This is a genomic window from Pseudomonas aegrilactucae (genome assembly GCF_019168305.1).
GTDB lineage: Bacteria > Pseudomonadota > Gammaproteobacteria > Pseudomonadales > Pseudomonadaceae > Aquipseudomonas > Aquipseudomonas aegrilactucae.
In genome coordinates, this window is record NZ_JAHTBI010000043.1 from 39,795 (window position 1) to 51,308 (window position 11,514).

Below are 11,514 nucleotides of genomic sequence, written 5' to 3' on the forward strand. Positions count from 1 at the left end.
GCGCACCATTAAGATTGCTTAATCTGCGGCTGCTCCGGGCGCGACCAGATGTACAGCGCGCCGCAGGCCATGCCGCCGCCGGCGCACAGCGCCAGCCACAGCGGCGGCTGATGCCACACCAGCAGCGCCAGGCAGGCGCCCATGGCCAGGCTGGCGATGGCCTTGCTCTTGCGCGTGATCACCCCGCCATTGCGCCAGTTGCGCAGCAGCGGGCCGAACACGCGATGCTGCTCCAGCCAGCGGCTCAGGCGCGGCGAACTGCGTGCCGCGGCCCAGGCACTGAGCAACACGAACTCGGTGCTCGGCAGCCCGGGCACGAACACCCCCAGGATCGCCAGGCCCAGGCTGGCGTAGGCCAGCAGCAGGTAGGCTGCGCGTTTCAGGCCGCGCGCGGGCACCGGCAGCGTACTCATGGGGTCTCCTGCGGGTCGAGCTCGCGGGTCAGTGCAGCGTCCAGGCTCGGGGTGCCATGCTGCAGCCGGCTGATGGCCATGGCTTCAAGGGTGGCACCGCCGATCAGCGCGTCGCTCAGGGCCAGGTCTTCGCTGCTGCGACACACCTGCACCACGATCAGCGAGGTGCGGGTGCCGGTGTCTTCGTCCTCCGGGTCGGGCAACGCCTCGGGCAGTTCGCCGGTGTAGCGGTTGCCCTCGCTGTAGGCGGTGCACAAGCCCTGCGCCGGGCCGCGGTGCAGCGGGCGCCACTGCATGCTGCGGTCGTTCTCGACCTTGCTGATGATCATCTCGTAGTTGTGCAGCACCTGGGTCGAGGCGGCCTGCTCGATCAGTGCGCGCAGCCCGTTGGCATCCAGCCTGCCCTGCGCGCCGATCACCGAGGCGACGTTGTGCGCCGACTGCTCCAGGTAGCTGCGGGCCTGGTGCAGGATGTACAGGTCGGCCGCCAGCAGGGTGATGCCGATCAGCACCGGCAGCAGCAGGATGGTTTCAAGCAGCGCGCTGCCGCGTTGCGCTTTGGCGTTCATTGCGGGTCCTCGTCGTCCACACCGTTGATCAGGTTGCCGAGCAGGTGGCGGTATTGGTACTGGTAGCCTTCGCCCAGGCCGAACAGGGCCGGCATGGCGGTCATGAACGACTGCTTGAGGTCCACCGTGACGCTCAGGATCGGCGGCGCAGTGACGGGGTTCTCGGCCTCGTCGACACCGGCCTGGTCCTCGCCTTCCAGCGCCTCTTCGGCGCCTTCGCTGCTGCCGAACTGGCTTTCGCCAAAGCGCTTGAGGCTGTCGAAGGGCAGCACGTCGACTTTCAGTTCCGAGGTCTTGAACAGGCCGAAGCTGCGCTCATCCATGCGCTGGGCAATCTGCTGCTCCATGGCGGCGGCGCTCAGGTTGTAGAAGTTGGGCTGCTCACGAAAGCGCTGCACGGCATGCTCCAGGGCCAGGTTGCCGGCGCCGATCACCAGCGCGATGTGGGCCAGTTCGAACAGCATCATCAGGCCGAACAGCAGCACCGGCAGCACGAACGCGGTTTCCACCGCGGTCACCCCGTCTTGGCGGCGGCGCAGGCGCCGCAGGGCGTCAAGTAAGCTCATCGTCGGCTCAGTCCTGGGCGCTGAGGGCCAGCGGCTGCTGGCTGGCGGCGAGCAGTTCGCTGGCCAGCGGTGCACCGCTGGCAATGCGCTGGCGGGTGGCGCTGAAGCGCTCGAGGATGCGCGTGGCGTATTCAGGCTCCAACTGCTCTTCGAGCACGCGCCGCGCGGTGTCGTCGTGGCCTTCGAGCACGTAGGCCAGCGCCAGGTTCAGTTGCAGCGACACGTCGCCCTGGTGACGGGCGCCATTGAGCAGGCCGATGGCCTGGGCGCTGTTGCCCTCGGCCAGCCAGCTCAGGGCCAGGTTGTTGGTGGCGGCGCTGTAGCCTGGGTTGATGCTCAAGGCCTGGGTGAACGAGGCACGTGCCTGCTGCGCCTGGCCCAGCAGGGTTTGCGCCACGCCCAGGCCATTGAGTGCCTGGGCATCCTCGGGCGCCGCGCTCAGGGCGCAGCGAAAGTCACGCTCGGCGTTGCTCGCATTGCCCAGCGCCAGCGCGGCGCGGGCCAGGCCCGTGCACAGGGCCTGGCGCTGGGCAGGCGCGATGCTGGCGACGTCCGGGCCCAGCTCGCGGCGCGCACGCTCATACAATGCATAGCTCTCGCCGGCCGGGCGCACGGCGGCGGCGACACTGGCGTATTCGAGCAGGTAGGCGCCGCTGAGCTGCTGGCGCTGGTCCATGCGCTGGTACACCTCATAGGCGCCGGGCAGGCGCCCGTTGTCGCGCAGCACACGGGCCAGTTTCAGCGCTTCGCGGGCTTCCTTGCCGGCGGGGGCGGCGCTGCCGGGCAGGCTGCCCAGGTTGGCGCAGCCGCTCAGGGTCAGCAGGGCAAGCAGGGTCAGGGTGGTCAGGTAACGAGGCATGCGCAGGGGCTCGGGGGTCAAGGTGAATAGGTCAGTTCGGTGCCAGCAGGCGCACGATGCGCACCATGGCCGGTGCACCCATCATCGCGATGATCGGCGGCAGGATCAGGGTCATCAGCGGCACGCTGAGCTGCGCCGGCAGCTTGCCGGCACGCTCTTCCAGCGTGAGGATCAGGGTCTTGCGGCTTTCGTCGGAAATGGTGCGCAGTGCCTGCGACAGCGGCGTGCCGTAGCGTTCGGCCTGGATCAGGGTCGAGACCATGGTCTCGATGCCGGCCACGCCGGTGCGTTCGGCCAGGTTCAGCAGGGCCTTGGCGCGGTCACTGAGCAGTTGCAGTTCAGCGCAGGTGTAGCGCAGCTCGTCGGCCATCTCCTGCGCCGACAGGGCCATTTCCTTGGACACCACCTGCAGCACCCGGCCCAGCGGCAGGCCGGCCTCGGCGCAGATCACCATCAGGTCCAGCGCGTCGGGCAGGCTGCGCTCCAGGCGCCCGCCACGGCGCGCGGCGCGCAGCTTGAGCCACAGCTCCGGCAGCGTGGTGCCGACGAACAGCGCGATCAGCCCGGCGGCCACGCCGTTCAGGCCCAGGCGCGAACCGGACTCCAGCCCGCCGAACACCGCCACCACGACCAGCAGCAGGCCCAGCAGGTACTTGCCGACCATCAGCAGGCCCAGCGCCTCGGCCTGGCGAAAGCCGGCCATGCTCAACAGGCGCAGCAGCTTGGCACGGTCGCTGGCGGTGCCGGCCATGCCTTCGCCGGTGCGTGCCAGCGCCTGCGACAGCGCCAAAAGGCGCGCAGGCAGTTGCAGGCCCTGCTGGCGCAGGATGTCGTTGTTCGCGGCCGCGCCGGTGCCGGGCCGCACCGCTCCCGGCGCTGTCAGGCGCAGGCTCAGGGTCGGGCGCTGCTGCTGGCGGTACAGGCCGATCAGGCCGATGCCCAGGCCACACAGCAGCAGGCCCAGGGCCAGGTGCACATACGGATCGGTGAGCAGTGTGTTCATGTGACCTTCCGGACCATCAGGTGGGTAATCAGCAAGCCCAGCGTCACGCTGCCCAGCGCATAGAACAGCACGGTGTTGCCGGTGGGGTCTTCGAGCAGAAAGTGAAAGTCGCGTGGCGAATTCAGGTACATGTAGCCCAGCGCGCACGGCACCAGGGCCGCGACGATCTTGGCCGAGGCGCGCGCTTCGGAGGTCTTGGCCTGCACCTTGAGGAACAGTTCCTGGCGCTCGCGCAGGGTGGCGGACAAGCGGTCGAGGGTTTCGCCCAGGCGGCCGCCGGCTTCCTGGTTGATGATCAGGATCACCGCGAAGAAGCGGTATTCGTTGAGCGGCACGCGGGTGGCCGAGTCCTGCATCACCTGGCGCAGCGGCACGCCCAGGCGCAGCCAGTTGTCGATCAGGGCGAACTCCACGGCCAGCGGGCCGTTGATGTTCTGTGCCACCAGCGCGAAGGCATTGGTCACCGGCACCCCGGCGCGCGCTGCGCGGGTGATCGCGTCGATGGCCTGGGGCAGGTTCAGCTTGAGTTCGTTCAGGTGCTTGGCCATGGCGCTGCGGTACAGGCCCAGGCCGATGCCGAAGAAGCTCGCCAGGGTCAGCAGGCTGCCCATCAGCCACGGCATCGGCATCTGCCGGCCCAGGCCGATGCCCACCAGCAGGCTGGTCAGGCCCAGGGCGATCAGGCGCGGGCGCAGGCTGTCGCGCCAGCCCAGCACCTGCAGGTCGAGCCACACCCGGCCCAGCGCCTGGCCCACCACGGGCCAGGTGGCGAAGGTGGGTACGTCAAGGGTCTTGAGCACGCTCTGGGCGGACTCGACCCGCGCCTGGCCCTGGCCCTCGAACACCGCCTTGAGTGCGTCGAGGCGCTCGGCCTGGGCTTCGGCGCGCTGGCGTTTGCGGCTCATGCCGCGTGCGGCATAGAACCCGGCCAGCACGCACAGGAACACCAGCAGGGTGAACAGATCGAGTACCGTGTTCATCCGCCGTACCCCCCGAACAGGTGCGCATGGCTGGTGTAGAACAGCGGGCGCTGGCCGCTGGCGTTGAACTGGCCGATCAGGCGACCGTCGGCGTCCACGCTGGTGGTGGTGAAACCGAACAGTTCCTGGGTCTGGATCACGTCGTTTTCCATGCCGCACACTTCGGTGATCGAGACGATGCGCCGGCCGCCATCGCGCATGCGCTCGACCTGCACGATGAGGTTCACGGCGCTGGCGATCTGGCGGCGGATGGCTTCGAGCGGCAACTGCATGCTGGCCATCATCACCATGTTTTCCATGCGCATGATCGCGTCGCGCGGGGTGTTGGAGTGCACCGTGCAGAGCGAGCCGTCGTGGCCGGTGTTCATCGCCTGCAGCATGTCGAAGCTTTCGCCGCCACGCACCTCGCCCAGGATGATGCGGTCGGGGCGCATGCGCAGGGCGTTGCGCACCAGGTCGCGCTGGTCGACCTTGCCGGTGCCCTCGGCGCTGACCGGGCGGGTTTCCAGGCGCACCACGTGCTGCTGTTGCAGTTGCAGTTCGGCGGCGTCCTCAATGGTGATGACCCGGTCTTCATCGCTGATGTTCTGCGACAGCGCGTTGAGCAGGGTGGTCTTGCCCGCACCGGTACCGCCCGAGACGATGATGTTGAGCTTGGCCAGCATGGCACGCTTGAGCACCTCGACCATTTCCTGGGATAACGCGCCGCGCTCGGCGAGAATTTCCAGGGACATGTTGCGGCGCATGAACTTACGGATCGAGATGGTGGTGCCGTCGATCGCCAGCGGGTAGGTGATCACGTTGACCCGGCTGCCGTCGGCCAGGCGCGCATCCACCATCGGGTGGCTTTCGTCGATGCGCCGGCCCACTGCTGCGGCGATGCGCTGGGCAGTGTTGAACACGTGCTCTTCATCGATGAAGGTGATCGGCGACAGCTCCAGCTTGCCGAAGCGTTCGACGAACACCTGGCCGGCACCGTTGACCAGGATGTCGTTGACCGTGTCGTCGGCGAGCAACGGCTGGATCGGCCCGATGCCGACCATCTCGTTGAGCATTTCCTCGCCCACGGCCTGCTCTTCCTGGCGCGACAGCTGCAAGCGGCTGTCGTCGCAGATGCGCCGGATCACCGCCTCGATCTGCTGACGCAGGGCGTCGCGGCCAAGGCTTGCGGCCTTGAGCGGGTCGATCTGGTCGTACAGCTGGTCGCGGATCAGCTTGCGGTTCTGGGTGCCGAGGGTGTCGCCGGGCTTGGCCGCCGTGTTGCGCTGCACGCTGGTGGCGCGTACTTCTTGCACGGCAGGCGCGACCGGTTGTGGTGCGGCCACGGGGGCCGGTTTGCGGGTATGTCGGATGAGCATGGGCGATCTCCTCGGTTCAGGCTGCGCGGCGTGGGCGCGCAAGTGCCTGGCGCAGGCGCAGGATCAGACTGCTGGGGGCTGCCACGTGCTGTTCGGGCTGGCGGCCACAGGCCAGGTCGGCCAGGTCGAGCAGGGCGCGTTCCAGGGCCGGGCTGCGCGTGAGCTGCAGGGGGCCGGCCAGCAGGCTGTCGGCCAGCGCGCTGCCGACATTGGGCAGCAGCAGGTCGACCTTGCGCCCCACGAAGTCTTCGAACTGCTGGCGCTCGACCACGTCGGTGTGCCCGGCGCGGCCGGGGTTGGCCACCAGCAACAGGCGCTGGCCGTTGCTTTCGTCACCGATCTCGCGCAGCAGGCGCAGGGTGTTGCGCGCATCCTGCACGCTGAAGTCGCACAGCAGGATGCGCGTGTCGGCATGGCTCAGCACCTCCAGCGCGCCATGGCAGCGCCCGCCGGGCAGGTCCCAGACCACCTGGTTGAACAACTGGCAGAGGCTCGCACCCAGGTCCAGCACCTGCTCGCTGCTGAAGTGGTCGGCGCTGCGCAGGTCGGCGTGCTGGGCCAGCAGGAACAGGCGTTCGCTGACCTGGCCGATGGAGCGTTCGAGAAAGCGCGAGTCGACTTCGCCGGCGCTCAGCGCACCGGCCAGGCCAGCGTCGCCGTCAAAACCCAGCAGCAGGGCCTGGTCGCTGCGCCCGCGGTCGAAGTCCACCACCGCGGTGCTGCTGTGCCGGCGCTGGGTCAGCAGCAGGCCCAGGGCGGCGGCCACGGTGCTGGTGCCGCGCCCGCCAGAGGCGCTGGTGACCGCAATCGTGCGCCCCATGCGCGAGCCTTGCGCCAGGCCGGGCTGCGGGTCGTTGGCGCGGCGCAGGGTGCTGGCCAGCTGGTCCAGCGGCAGCGGCTTGCACAGGTAGTCGAATACGCCGTTGTGCAGCAGGGCGCGGTACAGGTTCAGGTCGTGGGCACTGCCCAGGGCGATGATCCGGCACGAGGGCGGGCATACCTGGGTCAGCTCGGCAATCGCCTGCAGGGGCGCAGCCTGGCCGTCGAGGTCGACCAGCAGCAGCTCGGGCGCTGATTGCGCTTCGCACCACTGCAGCGCAGCGGCAAAGCCGCCAGGCTGGGCCAGGTGGGCCGGCAGGCCGAGGCGCTGCAGGTATTCGGCGAACTGCGCGGTGTCGGCGGCAGTAGCGGCAAACAGCATCAGCGGCGGGCGCTCTTCGCTGCCGGGCAGGGTGGTACGCGTGGTGTCGTTCATCGGATCGCTCCCCGGTCAGTCTTTGTTGAAGTCGATATCGAGCAGTTCGACGGTTTCGTGGCGCTGGTAGCGCTCCACGGCGTTGACCGCTGCCACACCGTCGCCGCCGTCCAGCATCTGGGCGCGGTTCAGGTCACGCGGGTCGGCGAGCATGGCGGCGATGTTGGCGCGGTTGGCGCAGCCCAGCGGGCCGACAGCCATGAACGGGTGCACGGTCCAGCGGGTCGGGTCGGCGATGTGGCAGTCCGGGATCTGCGCCACCACCGCTTCGGACACCACCTGCAGGTCGGCGGTGCTGGCAGTGCTGGCGCTGAGTTGGGTGGGCGCCACGATCACCTGGCGTGCGCCCAGTTGCTTGAGTGCTTCGCTCAGGCGCATGGCCACCTGCTCACCGGCGAGGCTGGTGGGGCGCAGGGTCAGGGTTTGCTGGGTCACGCGGCCCTGGCGCTGCAACAGGGTATTGAGGTCGGCCAGCGACTCGCGGCTCAGGCCGCCATGGCCGGTGGCCTTGAGGTTGGCGACCATGGCCGAAGGCTTGGCCTGGATCGCCAGGTTTTCCGGAAACGGGGTATAGGTGGCGATGCGCTGGTTGTTGACGTTGCGATCGCAGGCGCCCAGCAGCAGTGACAGCGACAGGGCGACGAACAGGGGTTTGGCGACGTGCATGGGCAGGGCTCCGAGACTTAGTACAGGTAGCCGGCCGAAGCCTGGCTCGGCAGTTGCGCGTCCAGCGCGCGGATGCCGCGGCCGGGGGTCTGCAATGCGCTGGGGGAGGTCGGCTCGACCACGTTGGCGGTGGCGATGATCACCAGCTCCGTGTCTTCCTGGCTGCCTTTGTGGGTTTCGAACAGCCGTCCGATGCCGGGGATGCTGCGCAGTCCCGGCACGCCGGTGACCTGCTGGTCGATGTTGCTGCGCAGCATGCCGGCCAGGGCGAAGCTCTGGCCGCTGGCCAGTTCCACCGTGGTGTCGGCGCGGCGCACCTTGAACGCGGGGATCACGTTGCCTTCAAGCATCACCGCGCCTTCGTCGCTCAGGTCGCTGACTTCGGGTGCCACGTGCAGGCTGATGCGGTTGGGCGAGAGCAGGGTGGGGGTCATGCGCATGATCACGCCGTACTGTTTGTACTCGATGGTCACGTTGTTGTTGGTGATGATCACGATCGGCACCTCGCCGCCGGCGGCAAAGCCTGCGGTCTCACCGGACATGGCGGTCAGGTTGGGCTCGGCCAGTACCGTGGCCAGGCCGTCCTCGGAGAGCGCCGTGAGCAGGCCGCCGACAGTGGTGGAGCCGAAGCGGTGGAAGCCGCCGGCCACCGCGTTGACTGCGCTGCCTCCGTTGAACACGCCGGTGCTGGCATCGAACAGGCCGCCGGCATTACGGAAGAAGTAGTTGCCGTTCTTGAGCGTGGCCTCCCAGTTAAGGCCCAGTTCCGAGGTCAGGCTGCGTGAGACCTCGACGATGCGCACGCTCAGGTTGACCTGGGCCGACAGCTCGACCTTGAGCTGGTTGACCACCCGCGGGCCGTCGCTGCCGCCACCACCGCCGCCACCGTTGGGGCTGCTGCTGGGCGCACCGAGGTAGGCCTCCACCGCATTGATCACCTGACGGGCCTGCTGCGGGGTACGCACCGTGCCACGCACGATCAGGCCCTTGCCCGAGGACGGGCCGAACTCGACCTGCGAGCCCGGTACTTCAGCGGCGATCTGCTTGCTCAGGGCGCCCAGGTCGTAGTCGGCGATCACGCGGATTGCGGCGATCACCTGGTCCTGCGCATCCAGTGCATACAAGGTGGTGGTGCCCGCGCCCTCGGCGAACACGAACACGCTGCCCGGGCCCGGCACCTGGTAGCTGGCCACTTTCGGGTCGGCCACCAGTACCTTGGCGGCCACCTTGGGCAGTTGCAGCAGGCGGCCCTGCTTGAGCAGCAAGTGCACGTCGCGGGTTTCCTTCACCTCGGTCAGGGTCTTGGGCAGGATCGGCGCCGCAGGCGCGGGGGGCGCCGGGGCAGAGGCGATGTAGTTGTCGCCTGCGTCGTAGTCGGGCGCTTGCACACCCCCCTCGGGCGCAGCTTCAGGGTACTGCGCGGGCAGGTCCAGGGGCGGGTCGAGCACCACGACCTCGGCGTGCAGGGGGCTTGAGCAGATCAGGCCAAGGCCCAGCGCGCAGGACAGCGACAAGGCATGGGAGGTGGGGGCGAACTTCATCGTCAAGAATTCCGAAAGGGCCGGTCAATGCCCCTGCAACAGGGGCGGTGGCAGAATTGGGGGTCAGTGCTGGAGGGGCAGCACCGCCTCGACCTTGTTGCCCCGGTACAGCATGATCGGGGGCACTATCGCGGTCGGCTTGGGGTACAGGTCGGCGGCCTGGGCCAGGCGGGTGACCTCGCGGGTACCACTTTGCGGGATGCCCTTGGTGGCTTCGCGACTGCTGCGCAGCGCCAGTTGCATCACGCCGATTTCCTTGGTCAGGGCCAGGCGCTCGGCCTGGCGCGGGGTGACTTCGAGGGTCACGGTGTCGAAGAACACTTCCTGGCGACGCGATTTGCCGGTGGCGGCCTCGCGCTTGGCATCGCGCAGGGTCACGTCGCTGCGTGCGGTACGGTCCAGGGCCAGTACGCGCACGTCGCGCAGCAGGGTCTGGGCTGCCAGCGGTGGCGGGAAGGGGGGCGTGCCGCTGGTTTCAGCGCCGCTCAGGGCTTCCTGGTCGAGGCTCAGGATCACGTCGACGCGATCACCGGCGGCCACCAGCCCGGCACCGGCGGCCACGGCGCTGGTGGGCAGTGACAGGGCGCGCATGCCGGGCTTGAGCACCGCCCCCAGAAAGCCCGGTTCATCCGCGCGTACCACGCTGGAACTGGTCAAAAGCTGCCCGGCGCGCAGCGGTGTGCGCACGGTGGCACCGACCACCAGGCTCATGTCGTCCTGATCGCGGATGTAGTACTGCGAGGCGGGCAGCTCGCGATCGGCTTGCTGCCAGGTCAGGGCGCTGTAGTCGATGAACTGGCCGGGTTCCAGGTCGCGGGCCAGGGCCAGCACTGCAGGCTTGGGCGGCTCGGGCGCGGCCTGGGCCTGGACGACAGGCGCCGGTGCGGGCGCCGGGGCCAGCAGCACGCGGGCGAGCAGGGCGGCGCCGCCAGCCAGTACCAGGGCACCAGCCAGAAGAAGGACGGAAGGGGTTTTCATGGGTCAACCGGTCGTCAGGAGTGAATGGGAAACAACAAGGTGTAGAAACTGCCGGCGGCGATCGCCAGGCCGTAGGGCAAGCCCTGCGGGCGCTCGGTGGTGAGCACCGTCGGGGTCGCAATGCCCAGTTGCGGCAGGTGCGTGGACAGGCGCAGCCAGAGCCGTGCACAGGCCTGTTCGAACAGGTTCAGCAGCGGCATGCTCAGGGACAGGATGCCGCCGGCCAGCGCCGTGACGATCAGGAAGGCGGTCTGGTTGCTGCCGCAGCTCCACAGGCACAGCACGGCCATCAGCTTGACGTCGCCTGCGCCGACCTGGCCCAGGTTGAACAGCACGAAACCTACCGCCAGTACCGCCAGCCCACCGAGCAGGGCGCTGCCTACGGTATTGAACACCTGGGCGGTGCCCAGGCCGGCCCAGGGGCCCAGGCCGAGCAGGCCGAACACCGGCAGCGCGCACCACACCAGCAACAGCATCACCACCAGCAGGTTGTGGATGCGCCGGTAGAGCAGGTCCGAGGCGATCACCCAGCACAGGGCGGGAATGAGCACATAGAAGGCGAGTGGGCTGTTCATGGCGGGCAGGCGACCGGGTTACTGGGCGTTGCCGTTGGTGTTGCTGATCTGGTCGCCGATGGCGCGGAAGCGGTCCTTGAGCGCGCTGATGAACACGCCGTCTTCACCGAAGATGATGCCGATGGCCGCGGCCATGGCGGCGGCGAGGATGCCGTACTCGATGGCGGTGACGCCGCTTTCGTCGTTGAGGAAGGCGCGGATGCGGTGGTTCATGGACTGTCTCCGGTGTAAGGCGGTGTGGAAGAAAGGCCCGTCTGGGCGTGGCGATATTAAGATTTATTCTCAATTGGCGGGCAAGGCGCCAACCATTAAGAATGCTTAACGAAGGGCGTGGCGAAGGCGGCGAGAGAGCGGGTGTTTTGCGGTGTTGGATGGCGGGTGCTGAGCAATGGCTGGTGCGTGACATTTTCCGACGAACGGTCAAATAAATTCAGTTTCACGCGGCGCTGTTAGGCAGGGAAATTGCGATTTTTCGTGTTTTACAGAATTGCAATAGCAAAAATCCGATTCTTCGATTTTTACCCACTGCGCAACTTCTTGCGCACTCAAATGTGGATAACCCTGTGCATACATCGCTGCAGGCCATATGGGCTGTCATGTACAGACGAGTGCGCAACTTCTTGCGCAGTACTGCGCAAGAAGTTGCGCACTTTTTCGGGTTTTTTCAGATAAAAACGATCAAAAAATGAACAGTAAAAATACAAGTCATTGATAGTTAACGATTAAATTATTTCTGGCATGAAAATTGGAC

13 protein-coding genes are annotated in these 11,514 nt (G+C 67.6%); all 13 read right to left on the reverse strand.

Translation table 11 applies throughout. The features are described from left to right. Nucleotides 1-8: 8 nt before the first annotated feature. The gene (locus tag KUO17_RS12760; protein ID WP_217975930.1) at nt 9-404 is read right to left on the reverse strand and encodes a YbaN family protein; all 396 of its coding nucleotides are present in this window, start codon (nt 402-404) and stop codon (nt 9-11) included. A 5-nt stretch (nt 405-409) separates the two neighbouring features. Then, nucleotides 410-982 carry a TadE/TadG family type IV pilus assembly protein gene (locus tag KUO17_RS12765; protein WP_217975916.1) on the reverse strand — a complete coding sequence of 191 codons (573 nt, stop codon included), beginning with the start codon at nt 980-982 and terminating at the stop codon, nt 410-412. Beyond that, nucleotides 979-1,548, reverse strand: a complete 570-nt coding sequence (locus KUO17_RS12770) for a TadE/TadG family type IV pilus assembly protein (RefSeq protein ID WP_217975917.1) — start codon at nt 1,546-1,548, stop codon at nt 979-981. The genes KUO17_RS12765 and KUO17_RS12770 overlap by 4 nt, the downstream gene beginning before the upstream one ends. A 7-nt stretch (nt 1,549-1,555) precedes the next feature. Continuing rightward, nucleotides 1,556-2,407, reverse strand: a complete 852-nt coding sequence (locus tag KUO17_RS12775; protein ID WP_217975918.1) for a tetratricopeptide repeat protein — start codon at nt 2,405-2,407, stop codon at nt 1,556-1,558. A 31-nt stretch (nt 2,408-2,438) separates the two neighbouring features. Next, nucleotides 2,439-3,410, reverse strand: coding sequence for a type II secretion system F family protein (locus KUO17_RS12780; protein WP_217975919.1), 972 nt, complete (start codon nt 3,408-3,410; stop codon nt 2,439-2,441). Further along, complete coding sequence (locus tag KUO17_RS12785; protein ID WP_217975920.1) at nt 3,407-4,390, reverse strand: type II secretion system F family protein; 984 nt, start codon at nt 4,388-4,390, stop codon at nt 3,407-3,409. Before KUO17_RS12785 ends, KUO17_RS12780 begins: the two co-directional genes overlap by 4 nt. Beyond that, a complete protein-coding gene (locus tag KUO17_RS12790; protein WP_217975921.1) occupies nt 4,387-5,748 on the reverse strand; it encodes a TadA family conjugal transfer-associated ATPase in 1,362 nt (453 codons plus the stop codon). Before KUO17_RS12790 ends, KUO17_RS12785 begins: the two co-directional genes overlap by 4 nt. A 16-nt stretch (nt 5,749-5,764) precedes the next feature. Then, nucleotides 5,765-7,003 (reverse strand): CpaE/TadZ family protein, encoded by a 1,239-nt coding sequence (locus KUO17_RS12795; RefSeq protein ID WP_217975922.1) that lies wholly within the window; start codon nt 7,001-7,003, stop codon nt 5,765-5,767. Between the two features lie 15 nt (nt 7,004-7,018). Next, entirely contained in the window at nt 7,019-7,669 is a 651-nt protein-coding gene (locus KUO17_RS12800) for a CpaD family pilus assembly lipoprotein (RefSeq protein ID WP_217975923.1), read from the reverse strand. A gap of 17 nt (nt 7,670-7,686) precedes the next feature. After that, nucleotides 7,687-9,210 carry a type II and III secretion system protein family protein gene (locus KUO17_RS12805; protein ID WP_217975924.1) on the reverse strand — a complete coding sequence of 508 codons (1,524 nt, stop codon included), beginning with the start codon at nt 9,208-9,210 and terminating at the stop codon, nt 7,687-7,689. Between the two features lie 63 nt (nt 9,211-9,273). Then, nucleotides 9,274-10,188: a Flp pilus assembly protein CpaB gene (gene cpaB, locus KUO17_RS12810; protein WP_217975925.1), complete on the reverse strand. Its 915-nt coding sequence runs from the start codon at nt 10,186-10,188 to the stop codon at nt 9,274-9,276. Nucleotides 10,189-10,202: 14 nt separating this feature from the next. Further along, complete coding sequence (locus KUO17_RS12815; protein ID WP_217975926.1) at nt 10,203-10,763, reverse strand: A24 family peptidase; 561 nt, start codon at nt 10,761-10,763, stop codon at nt 10,203-10,205. Nucleotides 10,764-10,781: 18 nt separating this feature from the next. Beyond that, a complete protein-coding gene (locus KUO17_RS12820) occupies nt 10,782-10,976 on the reverse strand; it encodes a Flp family type IVb pilin (RefSeq protein ID WP_217975927.1) in 195 nt (64 codons plus the stop codon). Nucleotides 10,977-11,514: the final 538 nt, after the last annotated feature.